The following is a 19,929-nucleotide window of genomic DNA, read 5'->3' as shown; positions in this document are numbered from 1 at the left end:
AAATATTGTGCTGCAAATGAATGCCCATGAGCTGCTCTACCCTAAGCCTACTCCCGCTTATCTATGCCAGATTCGCAGTCTAGGCAGCCAGACCGTTGAAGAGGAAGGCTATCACTGGGATGGCCTGTCCCGTGAAGGGGGCGGGTTCATCTTCCAATACACACTAGCGGGGGAAGGGATGCTGACGCTGGACAATCAGACGCTCCCTGTTCGTCAGAACCAGGCCTTCCTCGTTCATGTGCCTGGCAATCATTCCTACAGCTACGATAAGCGAACGGGAGAGCCCTGGTCGTTCCTGTGGATTCGAATCGACTATGAGCAATCTCAGCCCTATTATGAGCATCTGCTTGGGTTGACTGGGCATGTGTTCCCGATTCATGCCGAGGCTGAGCCGATTCGCAAGCTGAAGCAGCTATGTCAGGAGATGAACAGGAAGAAGGACAAGTACGAGCTCGCTCTGCAAGCCTATGAATGGATGCTAAGCTTCACGCGCTGGGCTTCAGGGGACGAGCGTCCGTCACCCCAGTGGCCAGAGCCTTATGAACGGGTCGCTGCGCGAATTGAGCTGCACTACTATCAGCCTCTTAGCCTGGATGACCTAGCTGCTGAGGCTGGGTTGTCCAGGCATCACTTCTGCAAGGCTTTTCGCAAGCTGACTGGGCTGACTCCTATGCAATACCTGCGGAATAAGCGTATAGAGCAAGCAGCATACCTGCTCAGCAGCACAGACAAGTCAATCGCTGACATTGCTGTTCAGACGGGCTTCGATACTACCAGCTACTTCGGCAAGGTATTCCGCAGCGTTGTCGGACGCACGCCGACCGAATATCGCGAGGACCGAATGCAAGCTCTGTCCGGGCGGCTGCGGGTCTTGCCCTAACACCGCATGAACTGTCCCGCTCATAGGTTAGCTGATATACTGAGATAAGCCATTCCTTATCAAGGGAGCGATTGACATGATGGAACCATCCCATGAGCTGACATCCATGCGGCTCGCTGATTCGATCGACAAGCATCCCGATTATCATTTTCCACCCTATATCACATTAGCCCATATGTTCAATGCGCCTAAGGACTGGGCCATTCTGAATCGGGAGATGACGCAATTCTGCCTGCAATATGTGGTTGACGGGGTAGCCCACTATCCGGTTGGTGACCGACATTACGAGACCAGGCGCGGGGACCTGCTGTTCCACCGGCCTCACGAGCGCCACTCTATCATGACCGTTCCCGGCGAGCCATACGTATGCATCTCTATCGTATTCCACTTCGGAGATTCCATGTTCCCTTACGATGACTTGCTCCTGAATAAGCATCTGCTGGGCAACTTCATCGATCATCCGGTTGACTCTATGCTCTCCCAGCTGGTTCAGCATTACCGGCAGCCCGGTCTGCTGCATCAGATGCAATGTCAGATTCTGCTCCTTCAGATTCTCAGAGAGGCGGCCCAATGGGGAGAATCACATATGGCGGTCCATGCAGCTGACGACCATGCGATGCCTAAGTTAGTTGTAATTAAGAACTACCTTCACGAGCATTATGAACAGACCGTTCAGATTCGAGACCTCGAACAGGTGTCCGGTCTAAGCAAGAACTACATCCTGTCTCTATTCAGGAAGCATGTTGGGATGTCACCTATGCAATACCTGACTTGGATTCGCATTAATAAGGCGAGAGAGATGGCGATTCAGAGTAATCTCTCGATTAGTCAGATTGCCGAGCGAGTAGGATATTCAGATGTCCATTCCTTCTGCCGTATGTACAAGAAAAAAACTGGGCAGAGTATCTCCCAGTTCTGTTCCGGCTTAATCTATGCCAGTCATGTACAGACGTCTACAATTGGACGAGAAGGGCTCGGCGCCCTCAGTGCCACCGTTCTCGATCACGGAGCGCCATGAGCTTCAATGCTAGCAGTCAAGCTACTTACTCTGTATAGCATTGCCTTCCTTAGCGATTGTCTTAATGGCCTCCTGTATGTCCATCTCTCCGTTGAAGGCTAACGTAAGGTTCTTCTTCCAGATGTCTATGACCTGATCCCACTTCGGCGATGCCGGATCACCGACCGTCATTCCATTCAACGCTTCAACGAATACGCTGGGATCAAGTCCTTGATCCTTGTAGAAGGTGACGAACTTATGAATCGAATCCTTGTGTGCTGGAAAAACAGTGCCGGTATCCCCAAGAATGTCCTGGGTCGTCTGGGAAGCGAGGAACTTAGCTGCTTCCTTCGCTTGCTCAGGATACTTGGTCTTACTGTAGATACTGTCCGTGAGCCCATTAATTCGAGTAACGTTCCCCTTAGGACCCTCTGGATTACGAGCAATCCCCCACTCGAATGATGTACTCTCCTGCAGCGGCTTCATCATCCAGGGACCCGTCATCCAGGTAGCAAGACGCTGCCCGCTGAACATCGCTTCCTCCTTCATGGCTGTCAGTTCGGATTGCTTCGGAGCCACATGATACTTGAACACCAGATCGTGAACGAAGGTAAGCGCTTCAATCGCTTCCGGACTGTCGATCTCTAGATCACCGTTCTCTCCCTGAATCTTGCCTCCGTTGCCAACTACGAACATGGAGATGCCTTGTGGCTCGATAGTAGTTGGAGTGAAGCCATACTGTACGATGTTCTTCGGATCGAACCCGTCTTCGTTCGGATGCTTGCCATTCTTATCAAGGGTCAGCTTCTGCAGGAACTGAACGAAGGTTCCTCCGTCCTGAGGATTCCAGGCCAAGTCCCCCGGAACCTCCTCATAGCCAGCCTTACGCAGAAGATCCTTGTTGTAATAGATGGCGAGCGCATCCCAATCCTTAGGCAGCCCATAGGTCTTGCCCTTGTATTGCAGATTGCGAATCAGCGTCTCATTATACTTGCTCATATCCACAGACTCAGTCAGGGGTGTCAGATCCATTAGCAGGTTCTTCTCCACTAGGTCGGGAATTGGGCCAACATAGGTCCAGAATAGATCCGGCATAACCTCGCCTGCCGCTTGCGTCTTGAGCTTCTTCCAGTAATCGGACCAAGGAACCACTTCGATCTTCACTTTAATAGAAGGATTGGCCTTAGTGAACTCATCCAGCGCCTTCCTGTAAGCGGGTTCCTGATTCTGGTCCCAGATCATGTAACGGAGCTCGACGGGCCCGTCCGATGAGGCTGTGCCTCCCTCAGATCCGGCTTGGGAAGCCTGGTTCCCGTCATTCCCCCCTCCAGAACAGCCCGCTAGTAAGGTCAAGCTGACACACAATAGCAGTAAGACCGTGACGATTCCCTTCTTGTACATGGCATACGCCTCCCTATCATTCGTTCATTTATCCTAAGAGCACTTGAGGCTTACTTGAAGCCGCTCATCTGGATCGATTCCACAAAGTACCGCTGAGCCAAGACAAAAATAATGAGGATAGGCAGAAGCGTAAGCAGAGCTCCAGCCATCATCCCTGTCCAGTCTGAGGTGAATTGTCCCTGAAGATTGGCTAAGGCTACACTAATCATCTGCTTCTCAGGCGTGTTCAGCACAATGAGCGGCCATTGAAAGTTGTTCCAGGCACCTACGAATGTCAGCACACCTAGCGTGACCATCGCCGAATTCGCCATTGGCATAATAATAGTGGTGAACGTTCGCATCACTCCAGCACCGTCTATCCGTGCAGCATCCTCATAATCCTTCGGGATACTCTGGAAAAATTGCCGCAGGAAAAACACACCGAAAGCCGTCCCGAACACACTTGGCAGAATAACGGCCTTGTAGGTATCAATCCACCCCATCTCCTTAATCAAGATGTACAGCGGGATCATAGTGACAATCTGTGGAATCATCATACTGCCAAGGAACAGGACGAAGATGAGGTCACGGCCGGGAAACTCCATGCGTGCGAAGCCATAAGCCGCCATGGCACAGAAGGCAAGCTGTCCGACGACCAGCACGACAGTGACGAACGCTGTATTAGCCAGGTACATGCCAAAATCAACGTTGTTCCATACTCGTACGAAGTTGTCCCAGATGAATGACGTGGGAAGCCACTCGGGCGGGTATACGAAGGCTTGCTTGCGGTCCTTGAGTGCCATAACAATCATCCAATAGAATGGAAACAAAGACAGCACCGCGAAAAAGATAAGAAATAAATAAGTAAAGCTGTACTCTATCGTTCGCTTCACCCCGGCATCCTCCTCACGAATAATCATAGGTCGTATTGCGGAACAGCTTGAATTGCAGTAACGTGACCACCATCAGGATTATAAATAAAACAACCGACATCGCCGAAGCGTATCCCATCTCCAAGAAGTTGAAGGCCTGCTTGTAGATTAAGAAATAAAACACGGAAGTGCTGTCTCCTGGTCCTCCGCCTGTCATCGCATACACCGTATCGAATACTTGGAAGGAACCGATAAATCCAGTAATCAGCAGGAACAGCAGCGTCGGCTTGAGCAGCGGCAATGTAATGTGCCAGAATGAACGAATTCTATCCGCTCCGTCGATCTCTGCGGACTCGTAATACATCTTAGGAATGCTCTGAATGCCGACAAGCAGGATGAGCGTGGAGAAGCCTGTATGCTGCCAGATGTTAACCATTAGCACTGACTTCATGGCCATGGCAGAGGAGAACCAGTCCACCCGATTGAAGCCTAGCAGCTCGATGACATAATTCAGCACGCCCATGGAAGGATTCAACACCCACTTCCACACGATGGCAACAGCAACTGGAGTCGTCACCCAAGGCACCAAGTAGATGACGCGGAATGCCTTGATGCCTCGAAGAGGACGATTAAGAGCAAGTACGATTAGCAGGGAGATGAGGTACTGAATGGGAATGTTGTAGAGGACATAGGTGAACGTAATTCGCAGCGACTTCAGGAACAGCGGGTCATTGAACAGTTGAATGAAGTTATCCAGCCCTATGTATACCGGTTCATTGACCAGATCCCACTTGAACAGACTAAGAACAAAAACGGCCAGCGTAGGCACTAGCGAGAACAGCAGATAAGCACCGAAGGTTGGCAATATAAAAAGCAATCCATACCACTTATTACGGTTAAGCCTGCTCCTGCGGACTGAAGTGACCGGTGTATCCACTACGGTCTCTAATGGCATAAGGTAATTGTCCCCCTTTCATCGTTAAAGCGGTTACATTCCAAAGATACAATATCCTTCCACATAAATCTTTAGCCAAAACCGCCAATGTGGTTACCAAAAGAACTCAGGTGCGATATACAAATAAATAAAGTAAATAGGCCAACCAATAAGATATGGTTGACCTTATATTACCTATGCGCCAAGCAATGAAACCCTATATAACCAACTTATTCACTTGGATACAGCTTCTCCAACGCTTCTCGTTGTGCCGGCTTCACATTCACTTTTGGCCGAATGGATTTAGCTAGTGCTTCAGCTTCATCTATCGAGTGACTCTTACCAAGCTCAATTAGCGTTCCTACAGCTACAGCACCGGTTCTGCCGCTGCCGCCGCCACAGTGGAAGCCTACCTTCTTACCACTCTTGTACGCCTCTACAATGTGGTCAATTGCTTGCTTGAACAATTGGTCTTGCGGACCTTCTGCGTTATCCCCAAGCGGGACCTGAATCCATGTCAGGCTCTCGTCTGGGTAAGCACATTCGGTCGCCTCGCCCCGCAGATCAACAACGATCTCAATTCCTTCGTTCTTAACCATATCCTCGACATCGGCTGCTCCGCCGAAGAATACCTTATCCTCTACGAGGTTCTGATAGTTCTTTTGCATGCTGTTATTCTCCTTATCTCCCAGTCTCCACAAATTCGCTGACACGGCTTCTAATCGAGTCTCGCACTTCACGGAACTTCGCTGTAATCTCCTCTTCCGTGCCGGTTGCCTTGGCAGGGTCATCGAAGCCCCAGTGCCACTTCACCACATTCTTGTTCGAGATAACAGGGCAATGTTCGTCAGCGTGACCGCACAAGGTAATCACATAATCAGCACGATTGAGAATCTCAGGATCGATGACGTCTGAAGTATGGCTCGTTATATCGATCCCCGCTTCCTTCATTGCTGCTACAGCACGAGGATTCAGCCCATGTGCTTCAAGACCTGCGCTTTTCACCTCATACTGATGTCCGCCAAGCTCTCGGAGGAATCCGTCAGCCATTTGACTGCGGCATGAGTTTCCTGTGCATAAGAAGTATACAAGAGGTTTTCTGTCCATGAGTAATATCTCCTTAATAATTAATGGATTGAATCAATCACCAATAACCATACATACAGACCAGTTAATGTAATGAGAAGCGTAGGGACGGTTAAGATAATGCCGACCTTGAAGTAGTAACCCCAACCGATCTTAACCCCCTTCTGAGATAAAACATGCAGCCACAACAATGTTGCAAGTGAACCGATTGGTGTAATCTTGGGACCCAGATCAGAACCGATGACATTAGCATAAATTAAGGACTCCCTAATGATGCCCTCAGTCGAGGTTCCTTGAATGGCCAGAGCATCGATCATGACCGTCGGCATATTATTCATGATGGAGGACAGGATGGCAGCGATTAAGCCTGCGCCAATCGTCGAGACGAATAGCCCTTGTTCGCTAACCCACTGGAATACCTTCCCTAGCTCGTCCGTTAAGCCGACATTACGCAGTCCGTACACAACTACGTACATCCCGATGGAGAACACGACCACTGCCCATGGCGCGCCCTTGACCAGCTTCCAGGTGTGAATGGCCTCACTCTGCCTTGCAAAAATAAGGAACACAATTGCCGCAGCACCTGCAATCAGCGACACCGGCACATGAATGAATTCGCTCAGCATATAGGCTACTAGCAATACGCCAAGCACAACCCAAGAAAGCCGGAACAACCGCTTATCTCTAATGGCATCTAGCGGCTCCTTAAGCTGCCCTGTATCATAATCCGCAGGAATGTCCTTCCGGAAGTACAAGTACAGAACCAACAAGCTCGCAGCAATAGAGAAGAGAGTAGGGACAATCATTCGACTAGCATATTCTACGAACGTAATCCCGAAGAAGTCAGATGATACGATGTTGACTAGATTACTAACGACTAGAGGCAGCGATGCGGTATCCGATATAAAACCGCTAGCCATAATAAATGGCAGAATCATGCGATCATTAAACTTCAAGGCTCTAACCATAGCCAGTACGATTGGAGTTAGAATGAGCGCAGCTCCATCATTCGCAAAAAACGCCGCTACAGCTGCACCAAGCAAGATGACATAAACGTACATCAGTCGGCCGCTGCCTCCAGCATACCGAGCCATATGTAGAGCTGCCCATTCAAAGAAACCAATCTCATCAAGAATTAAGGAGATGAGAATGACAGCGACGAACGTAAGTGTGGCGTTCCAGACGATCTGAGTGACGTCCCATACATCCGTCAGATTGACTACTCCGAACAGCAGGGCAATAATGGCGCCGCCGGCAGCGGACCATCCAATATTAAGACCTCTAGGCTGCCATATGACGAACAGGAGCGTCACTAGGAATATAACGACTGCGATAGCTAACATGTTGCCTCCCGGTTAATCACATTTCATTATCGGTCGTGCAGCAAGCTGTTCTCTCATTGAAGGAAGCTGCTGCATCAGACTATGCAAGTGTGGCTTGTTCTCCACGTTCAAGGAATAATAGATCCACTGGCTGCGTCTGGTCTCATGAACCAGGCCGCCAAGCTTCAACTTCCTTAAGTGTTGACTTACATTAGGCTGTGTAGTCTGCAAGATATCTACAAGATCGCACACACACATCTCCTTCTCTCTCAGCAAGGCCATTATCGTTAATCTCGTCTTGTCCGAGAGGAGCTTCATACAGTCCGATAACTCGTCGATTGTACTCATCAGGCCTTCTCTCCTTCCTTCACCTATTCGAGTAATGCTTAGGCTGACATTATTATATACTCACACACTTATATAAGCAATAATGAATATAATCAGTTGATGATATGCTTTTGATGTAAAAAAAGCTGCACCATTTCCCCTCTGCAGAGGGCTGGTACAGCTTTTTTCCCGCAAGGGTAACGCAGCAGTTATCTATGGGGTCATCATCGCTATGAACTGTCCCTCACGAACGATAACTTCAAACCTGCGCAGCCCCGTGCTTGGCACATTGAGGCAGCGACCCGACTCCAGGTCGAAGGTCCAGCCGTGAAGCGGACAGTAGAACTCGCCATCCTCAATCTCCACTTCGTAGCCTGCATGCGGGCACACTCTGGAGACTAGACCGAACCCCTCGCCATCCTTCGCCAGATAATACGAGTGATGCCCAATCTTCACCTCAGCCGGGAAGCTCCCGAACGCTCCAACTTCACCTAGCACCACTTCTTCGTTCATGTCCGTCAGCTCCCTGTTATGAGTAGGATTCGAATAGCGCCCTATACAGGTCCATTATAATCGCACTCTAATAGAGGTTCCATACTAATCTTCAGTCTATCATCCACGTGAGTAGAGCAATGGGAAGTACTCGTTGTCGAACCGCTTGCCGTCGTACGGACGCGGTCCCATGAAGTGCATATTCGGATGCCACTGTACTCCCTTGCGGTAATAGGTGTCCCCCGGCATGAGATGGGCCACAATGGATCTTCGAGGCTGGTCCGTGAAGTTCGGTCCTGAACCATGGAACGTTAACGAATGATGGAAGCTGGCTTGGCCCGCCTTCAGGATGCAGGGCTCCTCCACCCACTCGCGCCCGTCGCTCGCGTACTTGGCCTTAAGCTGATCCATATCCTGGTTGAAAAAAGTGTTGCTATCCGGAATCAACCCCCACTTATGCGAACCATTAATGCTGACCATGCCGCCATTCGTCAGGTCGGTATCTTGAAGCGCAATCCACACCGTGACCATATTCGTTGTGGAGGAGCACTGCCAGTACCCATAATCCTGATGCCAGCCTACATTGCCCGCTTGTGTCGCGGCATCGGCTCCCGCCCCTGGCTTCAATATAACCTGGTCATGCCACAGCCTGACCTCGGGCACTTCCATTAGTTCGGAGGCTAGTCGGCCGATGAGGGGGGAGGTTACGACGCTCCGGACTTCGTTGTTAATCCACCAGCCGTTGTCTAGCTTTCTTATTTTCACCGAATTCGGGTCTGCACGTACTATTCCATATTGAGGATATCCATCCCCGTCCGCCTCGCCGTTCCAGATACGGTCATGGGCTAGCTTAAGTCTCTCAATCTGATCATCGTCCAGCAGCTTCGGGGATATCCAGTATCCCTTGTCCTTGTAGGATGCTAAGTCTTGCTCGGTAATGGTGATAACATTCTGGTTAATCGGTTCATTCCGCTTCGTCTGTTCCATTGTCTCTCACGCCTCTCTCCTTAAGTTCATACAGCTGTTCACTTGCTTCCTTCATTATGCCGGAGCGGAAGACTGTTGACGTTAAGAGAACCACTGTGTAGAATTCGACACATGAAGACTAATCGGACACAGCGAACACGATGGACCTATGATGAACAGGATATTGTACCGGAGCTGGTTACACTCGGCTATGAGGATACTTCGCAAGCGATCGGACTCGAGGAGCATCTGCACATGCAGTCGTTCGAGTTCGTCTATATAGAGAGAGGGAGGGCCGCTTGGGAGACGCAGAGGGAGACCTTCGAGACGAAGGCGGGCGATGTGTTCGTCGCTCAGCCTGGAGAGGTGCATAAGGGGAGGTTCAACATTATTGAGCCTTGCAGGCTGTGGTGGCTCATTGTGCAGGTACCTGTGGCAGAGGGGGACGGCAGTGATTCGGGGCATGCGGCTGCGTGGGATGGCGTCTCGGCAGGCCATTCCCATCATGCTCAGACCAGCTCTAACCAGCCCTATGTCATATACCCGCGCCGCGGTCTCATTCCGGAGCAGAGCGCGGGATGGCTCCAGCTTCAACCAGAGGAGCAGCGCTGGATGCTGGAGAAGCTATGGCTGCTGCCGCGAGTTCATTACGCTGGTCCTGAGGCTGCCCGCAGCTTCCACCGGCTGCAGCAGGTGCTGAGCCATGCAGGCCCTATGGCTCCGCTCGAAGGGCGTCTGATTCTAACTGACTTGCTCCTCTTCATGATTCGGCAAGCCGCAGCTGCTGAGGACGCACGGCAGCGCTTGGCCAAGGAGTCGCTTGCCCGCATTGTGCAATTGCTCCACAGCCAGCCCGACTGGCAGCCCACTGTCCCGGAGCTTGCCAAGGAAGCTGGTATGGGCACTACTCACTTCTACCGCAGCTTCCAAGCCTACACGGGACTGACGCCTAAGGGCTACATCGAGCATCGACGCATGGAGGAGGCCTGCAGGCTGTTGGAGCAATCGGATCGCAGCATCATGGACATCTCGCTGGATCTCGGCTTCGCTACGAGCCAGCACTTCGCCACCGTGTTCCGGCGCAAGATGGGCCGAACCCCGACCGAATGGCGGCGGGAGCGGGGGCGGTCTGAGGTCTAAGCATTGAGTATTGAGCTACTCCAGACCACGCTTCTGCTTGCGATAACGTTGAGGGGATATGCCGTAGAAGGCTGTGAATTGCTTCGTGAAGCTATGAATGGAGGAGTACCCCAGATGCTCCGCAAGATCCGTAATGGAGCTGTCGCTCTCGGCAAGGTAGATGGATGCTTGCTTCATTAGAGCTCTGGTCCAGTAAGCCTTAGGGGACATCCCCGCTGCCTGCTTGAACAAGTAATAGAACTGCGTCTTGCCCAGACCGCTCGCTGCTTGCCAGCTCTCGTACGGACAACCGCTGGCAGCTTCACGGTCCATTCGATACATGATCTCTCTTATCCTGTAGTCCCCGACTCTTCTCTCCTGTACAATCTGCAGCAGCTCCAGCAGGAATCCATAGAGTAGACTCGACGTGATGGCGTTAGTCTTCTCCCCTTGCTGATGATGCTTGTGAACAATATGAGCCAGCAGCATCGTCATCTCCCCTTCGTGCTGAAGGGGGTAATAATGCTCAAGCTGGTCCAGCTGCGTTCCTGTTACGATATGCGTCAAGTATTCCTGCTTCATGGGATTCTCGTCCCACTCCAGATGAATGGAGGTAGGCTGCGGCGCCTTCCAGAGATCACAATAGATGTTGTACGTGCTGAGCGGATCCTCTGGTCTGGAATAGAAGGAATGAACCACTCCTGGCTGAAGGTAGATAAGATCCCCCTTCGTCACAGGATAGACGGTACCATCCACCGTCACCTTCCCTCGCCCGCCATGGACGAGATGAAGGGCGTAACAATATCCCCTTCTCTGTACTTCCTTCGCATTGCGATCAGCAGGGAATTGATAATAATGGGCCACTCTAATGGCAGGCAGCATAGCCTCAACGGTCAACATCCTAGCCTTGTCCCCCTCTCTCGAATCACCGGAAGAATGGATCAATCTACGAACTCCCGGCTAAATACGAGGTCTTACCTTCGTGTTAATCTTACTCTATCATTATTTTACAATATGGAGGGATAGATTGACATGAATGACCAGCATAATGGAGGCAGCTTAACCAAGGAGCAGATGGAATTCTATAACCGTGAGGGCTATCTGCTAATCGACAGGCTGCTGACGGAAGAGGATATGGCTCCGGCGAAGGAGGCAATGAACTCGAAGGTGTCCATCATTGCGAACGACTTACTGAATGCCGGGCTCATTAACGATCTATTGGAGGACCGCCCCTTCCAATACCGCTTAGCCGAGCTGTTCCAGGATCTGACTCCGGATGACTTCCTGAAGTACGGCCGCGGCTGGCGTGATCGGCTCCCAGGGTACTTCCACCTCATGAGCAACCCCAAGATTCTGGATGCTGTTCAGTCGCTCATTGGATCCGAGATCTATGCTAATCCTGTCTACAACACTAGACCTAAGATTCCAAGAGTAGCTGCAGGAGCTGTCCCTTGGCATCAAGACAAGTCCTACTGGCCAGATGCCAATTCCAATCCGGTCATTACCGTATGGATTCCGCTTGTTGATGCGAATGAGGAGAATGGCTGTCTGCACATCAAGCCCAGAACCCATCGGAAGAGATTATTGGAATGGCATGCAGAGCAGTACAGCGGCACTGGCTACACAGCTCTAAGGGAGGATCAGCTCGGTTCTACAGAGACTGTCATTCTCCCGGCAGCCGCTGGCAGCGCGATCCTGTTCAACGATCGCTGTCTCCATATGTCTACCTTGAATCAATCCGATGGTGTGCGCTGGAGCGTCGACCTTCGGTATCAACCGACTGATCAAGACCCTATGCCGAATTATGGAACGGGCTTCCTCGCTCGTAGCGCAGTCCGTCCCGAGCGAGTTGCCACCCTTGAGGACTGGCTCGCCGATAGAGAAGAACATGAGGCAGAGAACCGCTCTGTTATTTGAATGTGCAATTGAATGCAATGACCGACTGTCAGAGAACAAGCCCTCAGCCAGATATGGCCGAGGGCTTATTCCTTCTGCTCTTCTATATACCGATGCGTACCCGTTGCACTCGTGTGTGAGCACACCATCTGACCGGACCACCAAGATATGGTGCATTTCTGCACCTGATTCCCCGCCTGCGGAGAGCTACATGCCCCATATAGTGCATTTCTGCACCTCGTTGACCGCCTACTGGTGGCTGCATCCTTAATATGGTGCACTTCTGCTCCTCGTTGACCGCTTACTGGTGGCTGCATCCTTAATAAGGTGCACTTCTGCTCCTCATTGACCACCTACTGGTGGCGGCATCCTTAATATGGTGCATTTCTGCACCTCGTTGACCGCTTACTGGTAGCGGCATCCTTAATAAGGTGCACTTCTGCTCCTCGTTGACCGCATACTGGTGGCGACATCCTTAATATGGTGCATTTCTGCTCCTCGTTGACCGCCTACTGGTGGCGGCATCCTTAATATGGTGCATTTCTGCTCCTCGTTGACCGCTTACTGGTAGCGGCATCCTTAATAAGGTGCACTTCTGCTCCTCGTTGACCGCATACTGGTGGCGACATCCTTAATATGGTGCATTTCTGCTCCTCGTTGACCGCCAGCGGGCAGCGGTCTGCCCTCCCCACCTGCGGGGAGCGGCCTGCTCCATAACTAGCACTACTCGTCCTAGCCCACCCCCACACGAGGATCTCCCCTGCTCACTTGCCCGGATGATTGGCCTTCTTATTGTCCGCTGCCAGCGACACCGTCTGCGCAATTCTCCTCTGCCTCGTCTCCGGCTTCTTCGCGCTCTGGATCCACTCGAGGATGCCGCGCTTAGAGGAACGAGAGAAGGCATCGAAGTTACTCCACGCCGCAACATTCTCCTGGAAGGCTGCCTGGAGATCATCCGGAATCGTCAGATTCTCCACTTCATCCAGGGCCGTCCACGTCCCTGTCTGCTTCGCCAGCTCCACCGCCGCCATTCCCGCCTCGGTCATCAACCCCATCTCCATCAACCGAGCGACCTTCTCCTTATTCACCCGGCTCCAGTTCGACTTAGGGCTGCGCCTTGCAAAAAACTGATAATAACTCTCCTCATCCCGCTTCTTCGGCGTACTGTCAATCCACCCGAAGCAGAGTGCCTCATCCACCGCTTCATCATAATAGACACTCGGAGTGCTGCTCTGCTTGCGATAGATAATTAGCCATACACTCTTCTCCACGAGGTGATGCTCCTCGAACCACTTTCGCCAAGCCGCTCGATCACGGGCATAATACGCGCTAACTCCGTCCTTCATCTCCATACTCTGGCTAACCTGCCCCCTTGGCGCATCCCGCCAACTCTACTTTCTAATTATTGTAGCAGACCCATCCCATTCATCTCAAAAAAGAACAAGCCCTCAGCCAGATTTGGCCGAGGGCTCCGTTGCTTCAACACGTCTATTTTCGCAAGTTAACCTTATCAATCATCTTATTCTGCTCGTCCATGTATTGATGCGTACCTGAGGGTCTCTCATGTTTTCTAACCTGATAGTCTCTCGCTTCTGCACCTTCTACGTAGCTCCTTAAGGCATTCTTCGGCTCGTCTGTCTCACCTTGGCGCATGGGCATCTGCTTCTGGTTCACAACCATTCGTTCTGCCACCTCCTCTAGTGTTGGACTCGCCTATATATACCCAGAATACGGCTTAATTGAATCACCTTACACGCTCACTTCAACTACAATTAACTCTTCTGCCTGCTCACCATATGGACCTCGTACAAGCACCTCTCCGTCCGAGCCGACTGCCAAGGAACAGCCGATGCACTTCCACCCATCCCAAGCTCCGCCGACGACTGGACCCACGTTGCTCACACCTATAACGGTCATCCCGCTGCGCTTCGCAAGCTCCATATAGGAGTTCTGCCATGGGAGTCCGTAATACTCTTCCTCATCGCTATGCTCTGGTCGAACCGCCCAGGAGGATGGCGATAATAGCAGCTTCGTTCCCATCATGCCTAAGGCATGGCCTAGATCATTATGCGGAGGCCAGTTGTCTGCACATATATTCACCCCGATTGTCCCTAGAGGTGTCTCCGCTACCGCAAGCGATCCCCCCTTGGCATACAGATTCTCAGCAATCGACAGCTCGTTAATCTTGTGATACTTCAGAATAATGTCTCCATTCGGATCAATGAGCACAGCTGCATTGTACAGCTTGTCCCCGCTCCGCTCTGTCAGCCCCGCCACGATGTAGATCTGGTACTCCTTAGCCGCATTGCAGAGCCTATCGCTGTAATCTCCTGGTATCGGGAGCGCGAGCGCCGCAGCATCTGCATAGGTCCACCCTAAGTCCATGCATTCTGGCAGAACAATTACTTGGCATCCCTGCTCGGAAGCTTCCCCAATCATGCGAACGGCAGTCGTTAGATTCTTCTCTGCCTGTCCAGGCTCTACAGCCATCTGTCCCATTGCTATTCGAAGGGAATTCGTTGTCATTATGTATCAGCACCTGCCTGTTCAAGTTGATCATCTAATCGTATAGTAGATACAACGAGGATGCAAAGGGGAGTGAGCGTATTGATCGGTTTCCACAGCAATCCACGGGGCGATGCCTACGATCGGCTGCTTGATTATGTGGGGGAGCGCGCGGCTATGTTCGTGGTGCGTCTGCACCCCAAGATGAGGCTGACTCATACCATGGAAGTCGTACTAGAGCGATTATCCCCATACTTCAAGTACAAGAAGTCATTTCATCAGCTGAGGGATAAGCGCTCAAGCTTCGCATATACCAAGGGGAACTATTATTTCTATACAAGCTGTCCTGAAGCCGTTGCCCTGTTACAAGAATCCGCCCGCAGCATGTATGCTTGGCAGCATCCTGCCTTGCCCGAAGACTTATCCTTCCTCCATGAGGATGGAAGCCCCTTGCTGATCACGATTGCTCACGAGGAGATGCTGTCTCTTGTCATTGGAGAAGAAGAAGCTGAGGAGCTGTCCGCGGAAGTCCCTGGCCTATTCATGATGCTGGCTGCTCATCAGGATCTTGATCATTATCTGGACGATGCCATCAGGCACCAGACGGATAAGCTTGATATATCGGGGTACGGCGTGACGGATCTGCCTGAGCGTCTCAGCAGCCTCCGGGGTTGTCTCAAGCAGCTTCACTTATTCGAGCACAGGGTTAGAAGACTGCCTCCCGTCCTATTCGAGCTCACTTCACTAGAGTCCCTTACCATCTACACGTATGACCTGGAGGAGCTTCCAGCCGACATCAGCAAGTTGAGCAACTTACGACACCTGACCCTCTACTGCGGCAGCTGTATCCAGATTGAGCCAGGACTTATGCAGATGATTCCAGCTGAACAGATCTCCTTGCGCGAGCTCCCTCCCGAGCTTGGCCAGCTTCACCAGCTAGAGACATTGGATATTAGTTATACCGCAATTAGCGAGCTCCCTCCCGAGCTAGAGCAGCTTCAGCGCCTCAGATCGCTGAGCATGAGTGGCAACCAGCTGAAGGAACGTCCAGCCTTCCTCGATCGTATGCCGTCTCTTACCTACGTATCAATCTAGAAATACTAGAAGTTCTGCACCACTCAGCACCCCACATAGACAAAGGCACCCGCGGGGGTGCCTTCAAGTTATTTGGCTGCGCCTATAATGGCTCGTTAGTTTGCTTTATTTTCTCAAAGTTATAAGTGCCGCTATAGAGATTATCGTCATGGAACGCAATGATTAACATATCATAATGCTCACTCTTAAGAAGCTCTCTCAAGCTGAATTCTGAATAATAACGATTGTCATATACGGTTAGATGTTTGAAATGTTGGGCTATATACGGCGTAATAGGATTCATAAAAGAATCTTTGAGCAAGAGAACATTTAATTTATTGTTTGCCTTTGGGTTCTCGTAAGTAATTTTTCGTCTGTCCCCTCCGTAGATGAGACCATAAGAATAGACGCTCCGTCCTTTTTTAAACCCATAAAAATCATTAAAATTTCTGATCACTTCCTTGCCGTCTTTACTAATAACCTCAACATTTTTAAATGCAAATGGAATTTTCGGTTCGTATATGATCGTTCTATCTGCTTTTCTTGAATTGACAGCATGTTTTATATGAAGATTGTAACTACCTTCGAAGCTGCCGGTTGTTAATCTAGATACATGTATCTCATTCAAGGACATGGGCTTGTCTTCAAATATGGCTGACTCCTTGGATAGTTGCGCAATCATCTCCTGATAGGCTGCAAACGCACCCTTTATATTCCAGTGATGATCGGTCTCGAAATAGAGCTCTTCTAATTGCGCCTTCGTAAAGGTATCGAACTTGTTTCCGATATTAACGACGTTTACATTTCTATCGAGTTTAGACAAGAAATAGTCTTTCGATTTGGCATAGGCGTCGGTTTGCAGATAGGTTGGATATAAATGCATCAAGGCTTTCGTTCTAGACGGGTTAAAGACGAAATACGCTTCTGTGTTTTGTTCTTCGGCGAACCCAATAGCTTTATTTAATTTTGCAGCAGCCCCGTCGATACTCTTCGTATGAACGACTTTATCGGTTATCGGCAAGATCCACTTATGGTTAGTCACCACAAGTCTGGATATGACTCGAGAATCTTTTATTTCCGTTCCATCCTCAGGCTTCTGCTGTTTTTTGGCATGAAATATATTTTCGAACAACATAGAGTTATACATTTTGGAGTTTTGCTGATTTTGATAGATCTCAACCATCTCGTCACGGAAAACAAGTTGGTCATTAAAATACTGATTCATGTCTTCGTAGAAGCTCCGTGTTGTCATGGCTTTGGCACTAATATGGGGGAGCTTGCTTAAGGATCTATTCTCACTGGTAGACATGCCTCTATCCGGTATTATGAGGCTTGCCAAGGAAAAACCGAAAATGATAGTTATAAATGCGACCATATAAACGATTGAAATCGATTTGCTCACTTCGTTACTCCTATTCGAAAATTTAGAATCTAAAGTACAAGAAAGGGTTATAAGTTGAATTAATAAGATATAAGATCACTTCTGTGAAAAGGAAGAAGTAGAACAGCAATGCAAAAACGGGTTGTACTTTTGAAATAGAATTGCTGAACTGCAGCTTCGCAAGCTTCGGAAACACCGGAGTGGCGACAACAATAGCAATGGACAAGTAGAGCCAATTCATAGACAACAACGAGAGTGCTTGAGAATCTATGAATTCATTGCCTCTGGAATAGAACATCGAAGTTATAAAATCCGTTGCGTATGCGAAGTTGTCCGCGCGGAAGAACACCCATCCAATCATAACGAGCAGCAGCACAACAACATGGTTGAACGGATACATTCTTGAAAGGACTTTGTCAAAACCAGCTTTCTCTATTGCTATTAAAATGCCATAGTATGAGCCCCAAGCAAGGAATGTCCAGCTGGCTCCGTGCCAGAACCCCGTTAGTGCCCACACGATGAATAGATTACGATAGATTTTCCATTGAGCAACTCTGCTCCCGCCAAGAGGGATGTATACATAATCCCTGAACCAACTGCCTAGAGAGATGTGCCAGCGTCTCCAGAATTCTGAGATGCTCTTCGAGATGTATGGATAATTAAAGTTCTCTGCGAACTCGAAGCCGAACATCTTGCCTAGACCGATAGCCATATCACTGTAGCCTGAGAAGTCATAATAGATCTGGAGAGTATAAGCAATAATGCCAATCCAAGCGCTTCCGGTTGAGAGGTCCGTAATAGGAGTGGCGAACACGGTGTCTGCAGCGGACCCGAGCGGGTTCGCTATTAGTATTTTTTTGGACAAGCCTAGAATAAATCGCTTAATTCCTTCAGCGAATTGAATGGAAGAAAATACTCGCTTGCTAAGTTGTTCTGCGACCGAATTATATCGAATGATTGGACCTGCAACAAGCTGCGGAAAAAACGTAATGTACAGCGACAAACTGAACAGATTTCTTTGCGCTTTCTCTTTTTTTCTATACACATCAATCAAATAACTGAGGGCATGGAACGTATAAAAAGAGATGCCGATCGGTAGTGGCACCGGATTCAAATGAAAACTCGTATGCAACGCTGAATTTATAGCATCAACCAGGAAGTTAGCATATTTAAAAAAGCCCAAAAGTCCGATATTAACCACGATTGCGAACGTTAAGATGGCAACTCGCTGGTTAGGATGAGTATCCGTTCTATCTATCCATATCCCATAACCATAGTTCATGATAATGGATAATAGCATTAGAATGACATATCGAGGTTCACCCCAGGCATAGAACACTAAGCTGAATATCAATAGAATCGTATTCTTATATTTGAATGGAACAGCGAAGTACAGGGTTAGAACAAGTGGTAAAAAGAAAAACAAAAATATAACCGAACTAAAGACCAAAACGAGTATCCTCCTGCTGTTAATAGTGTGTGTGATGTCTGCTATCAATGCAAAAGACCCGGAAGATGTTGTCACTTTTTTGCTAAGTGTACATCTATCGGGCCATAGTAGACATACTAGGATGTGAATGACAAAAATCGGAAAGACAATTCTCAGTAGTATACCAGCTGTAACAAGTCTTGTAAATCAGTAGTGTCTAAAACTTCGTGAACTCTAAGTCTAAGTCGTCCTTATACGGCACATGCTCAACTGTAATAGAGTTGTCTTTGCCAACCTTATCTTTTCCTCGTGTCCGCCCTGCTTGTTAGCACTAAAGGACAGATATGTTAATCTATAAGCGGGAGGTGGGGTTGTGTTATTACATACCCGCAGTGGGGAGACATACCCTGTTTCGTTCCAAGCATGGAGCTTGGCCTTGATGGTGTTGTTGCTTTTCAATCAAAAACGCAACTGCGACTCATGAAATATTATACAAATGACGTTGGAGCTACTCACATTGGTGGAGGACTCATGGTTATTGAAGAACACGTCGCTGACAGCCTTGTTATGCTATACTTATCTAAGAGGTGATTGATCATGAAGAAGACAATGAGTCTTGATGATGCTGCTCGTCAATATGCAAGTGGTCATTACGTTGAGCAATCAATGCCCGGAATCCATCCCGATCGAGACAAGATGATTAGTGATGCAATTACTAAATTAAAGCAGGCTCCACCTCCCCCCAAGGTTCGCCACAATAAGGCGAACCTTTTTTATGTGAACCAAAAATGGAGAGGCGATGCCACCACTGAGGCGCGTGTTAACGCGTGGGGTTGGCGCCTGGGGTTGGCGCCTGGGGTTGGCGCCTGGGGTTGGCGCGTGGCGCGCGCGGGGTTGGCGCGTGCCCTCCGAGAGGGCGGCTCCCGGAGGAGCCAGCCCGGTCGCCCCGCTGCGGGCGAAGCCCACGCAGCCCGCATTCCGTCATTTGACCTTGGCGGGGTTGTCTTTGTGAGGCGTGGGAGATGGTGGTGGGAGAGAAGGGGGAGGGAGCGGAGCAGGGGTGTGGGTATGGAGTGGCAGAGTTTACGTCCGCCTTTGGAAGTCGTGTCCCCACCTTGAAGCTCTTATAATTGGGGGGACACGATCTTCCAACAGCGGCTGCCGCCCATACCCTACACTCCAGCGCAGCGACCGTCCTCCCCGCCACCACCACCATCGACCCCAGCCTCCACAACAAAAGCAAACCCGCAGAGTCAACTTGACTCTGCG

General features: G+C 50.0%; 20 protein-coding genes. 5 read left to right on the top strand and 15 right to left on the bottom strand.

The annotated features are described in order from the left end of the window. Positions 1–16: 16 nt before the first annotated feature. Both ACFO9Q_RS20965 and ACFO9Q_RS20960 read left to right on the top strand, forming a co-directional pair. Positions 17–880: a helix-turn-helix domain-containing protein gene (locus tag ACFO9Q_RS20965; RefSeq protein WP_379185579.1), complete on the top strand. Its 864-nt coding sequence runs from the start codon at positions 17–19 to the stop codon at positions 878–880. A 76-nt stretch (positions 881–956) separates the two neighbouring features. Beyond that, positions 957–1,898 (top strand): helix-turn-helix transcriptional regulator, encoded by a 942-nt coding sequence (locus tag ACFO9Q_RS20960; RefSeq protein WP_379185526.1) that lies wholly within the window; start codon positions 957–959, stop codon positions 1,896–1,898. A 21-nt stretch (positions 1,899–1,919) separates the two neighbouring features. On the opposite strand, the gene ACFO9Q_RS20955 is transcribed toward ACFO9Q_RS20960, so the two are convergent. From ACFO9Q_RS20955 to ACFO9Q_RS20915, 9 genes are all read right to left on the bottom strand, one after another. Continuing rightward, the gene (locus ACFO9Q_RS20955; protein WP_379185525.1) at positions 1,920–3,278 is read right to left on the bottom strand and encodes an ABC transporter substrate-binding protein; all 1,359 of its coding nucleotides are present in this window, start codon (positions 3,276–3,278) and stop codon (positions 1,920–1,922) included. A 50-nt stretch (positions 3,279–3,328) separates the two neighbouring features. Continuing rightward, positions 3,329–4,150 carry a carbohydrate ABC transporter permease gene (locus ACFO9Q_RS20950; RefSeq protein WP_379185524.1) on the bottom strand — a complete coding sequence of 274 codons (822 nt, stop codon included), beginning with the start codon at positions 4,148–4,150 and terminating at the stop codon, positions 3,329–3,331. A 13-nt stretch (positions 4,151–4,163) separates the two neighbouring features. Then, positions 4,164–5,084 (bottom strand): carbohydrate ABC transporter permease, encoded by a 921-nt coding sequence (locus ACFO9Q_RS20945; protein WP_379185523.1) that lies wholly within the window; start codon positions 5,082–5,084, stop codon positions 4,164–4,166. A 209-nt stretch (positions 5,085–5,293) separates the two neighbouring features. Continuing rightward, a complete protein-coding gene (locus tag ACFO9Q_RS20940; RefSeq protein ID WP_379185522.1) occupies positions 5,294–5,731 on the bottom strand; it encodes a protein-tyrosine phosphatase family protein in 438 nt (145 codons plus the stop codon). Between the two features lie 13 nt (positions 5,732–5,744). Beyond that, on the bottom strand, positions 5,745–6,170 hold the full coding sequence (arsC, locus tag ACFO9Q_RS20935; RefSeq protein WP_379185521.1) for an arsenate reductase (thioredoxin): 426 nt from the start codon (positions 6,168–6,170) through the stop codon (positions 5,745–5,747). A 20-nt stretch (positions 6,171–6,190) separates the two neighbouring features. Beyond that, a complete protein-coding gene (locus ACFO9Q_RS20930) occupies positions 6,191–7,492 on the bottom strand; it encodes an arsenic transporter (protein ID WP_379185520.1) in 1,302 nt (433 codons plus the stop codon). Between the two features lie 12 nt (positions 7,493–7,504). Then, positions 7,505–7,819: an ArsR/SmtB family transcription factor gene (locus tag ACFO9Q_RS20925; RefSeq protein ID WP_379185519.1), complete on the bottom strand. Its 315-nt coding sequence runs from the start codon at positions 7,817–7,819 to the stop codon at positions 7,505–7,507. Positions 7,820–8,011: 192 nt separating this feature from the next. Beyond that, on the bottom strand, positions 8,012–8,311 hold the full coding sequence (locus tag ACFO9Q_RS20920; protein ID WP_379185518.1) for a Rieske (2Fe-2S) protein: 300 nt from the start codon (positions 8,309–8,311) through the stop codon (positions 8,012–8,014). A 99-nt stretch (positions 8,312–8,410) separates the two neighbouring features. Next, positions 8,411–9,277 carry a phytanoyl-CoA dioxygenase family protein gene (locus ACFO9Q_RS20915; protein ID WP_379185517.1) on the bottom strand — a complete coding sequence of 289 codons (867 nt, stop codon included), beginning with the start codon at positions 9,275–9,277 and terminating at the stop codon, positions 8,411–8,413. A gap of 111 nt (positions 9,278–9,388) precedes the next feature. Between ACFO9Q_RS20915 and ACFO9Q_RS20910 the strand changes: the two genes are divergently transcribed. Next, positions 9,389–10,396: a helix-turn-helix domain-containing protein gene (locus tag ACFO9Q_RS20910; protein ID WP_379185516.1), complete on the top strand. Its 1,008-nt coding sequence runs from the start codon at positions 9,389–9,391 to the stop codon at positions 10,394–10,396. 15 nt (positions 10,397–10,411) lie between these two features. Here the strand turns inward: ACFO9Q_RS20910 and ACFO9Q_RS20905 are convergent, their stop codons facing one another. Further along, entirely contained in the window at positions 10,412–11,275 is an 864-nt protein-coding gene (locus ACFO9Q_RS20905; protein ID WP_379185515.1) for an AraC family transcriptional regulator, read from the bottom strand. A gap of 132 nt (positions 11,276–11,407) precedes the next feature. Here ACFO9Q_RS20905 and ACFO9Q_RS20900 point away from each other — a divergent pair, with 132 nt between their 5' ends. Then, entirely contained in the window at positions 11,408–12,292 is an 885-nt protein-coding gene (locus ACFO9Q_RS20900) for a phytanoyl-CoA dioxygenase family protein (RefSeq protein ID WP_379185514.1), read from the top strand. A 743-nt stretch (positions 12,293–13,035) separates the two neighbouring features. On the opposite strand, the gene ACFO9Q_RS20895 is transcribed toward ACFO9Q_RS20900, so the two are convergent. The 3 genes from ACFO9Q_RS20895 to ACFO9Q_RS20885 form a co-directional block, all read right to left on the bottom strand. After that, complete coding sequence (locus tag ACFO9Q_RS20895; protein ID WP_379185513.1) at positions 13,036–13,623, bottom strand: YdeI/OmpD-associated family protein; 588 nt, start codon at positions 13,621–13,623, stop codon at positions 13,036–13,038. 136 nt (positions 13,624–13,759) lie between these two features. Next, positions 13,760–13,951, bottom strand: a complete 192-nt coding sequence (locus ACFO9Q_RS20890; RefSeq protein WP_379185512.1) for a hypothetical protein — start codon at positions 13,949–13,951, stop codon at positions 13,760–13,762. A gap of 69 nt (positions 13,952–14,020) precedes the next feature. Then, positions 14,021–14,797 (bottom strand): carbon-nitrogen hydrolase family protein, encoded by a 777-nt coding sequence (locus tag ACFO9Q_RS20885; RefSeq protein ID WP_379185511.1) that lies wholly within the window; start codon positions 14,795–14,797, stop codon positions 14,021–14,023. Between the two features lie 72 nt (positions 14,798–14,869). Between ACFO9Q_RS20885 and ACFO9Q_RS20880 the strand changes: the two genes are divergently transcribed. Beyond that, positions 14,870–15,871, top strand: coding sequence for a leucine-rich repeat domain-containing protein (locus tag ACFO9Q_RS20880; protein ID WP_379185510.1), 1,002 nt, complete (start codon positions 14,870–14,872; stop codon positions 15,869–15,871). An 82-nt stretch (positions 15,872–15,953) separates the two neighbouring features. Here ACFO9Q_RS20880 and ACFO9Q_RS20875 read toward each other — a convergent pair whose 3' ends face one another. Both ACFO9Q_RS20875 and ACFO9Q_RS20870 read right to left on the bottom strand, forming a co-directional pair. Then, on the bottom strand, positions 15,954–17,252 hold the full coding sequence (locus ACFO9Q_RS20875; protein WP_379185509.1) for a DHHW family protein: 1,299 nt from the start codon (positions 17,250–17,252) through the stop codon (positions 15,954–15,956). A gap of 22 nt (positions 17,253–17,274) precedes the next feature. Then, positions 17,275–18,681, bottom strand: a complete 1,407-nt coding sequence (locus ACFO9Q_RS20870) for an MBOAT family O-acyltransferase (protein WP_379185508.1) — start codon at positions 18,679–18,681, stop codon at positions 17,275–17,277. Positions 18,682–19,929 lie beyond the last annotated feature (1,248 nt).

The sequence above is a fragment of the Paenibacillus sp. GCM10023252 genome, assembly GCF_042653305.1.
In the GTDB taxonomy this organism is placed as follows: Bacteria; Bacillota; Bacilli; order Paenibacillales; family Paenibacillaceae; genus Pristimantibacillus.
This window is presented reverse-complemented; position numbering and strand designations above follow the sequence as displayed.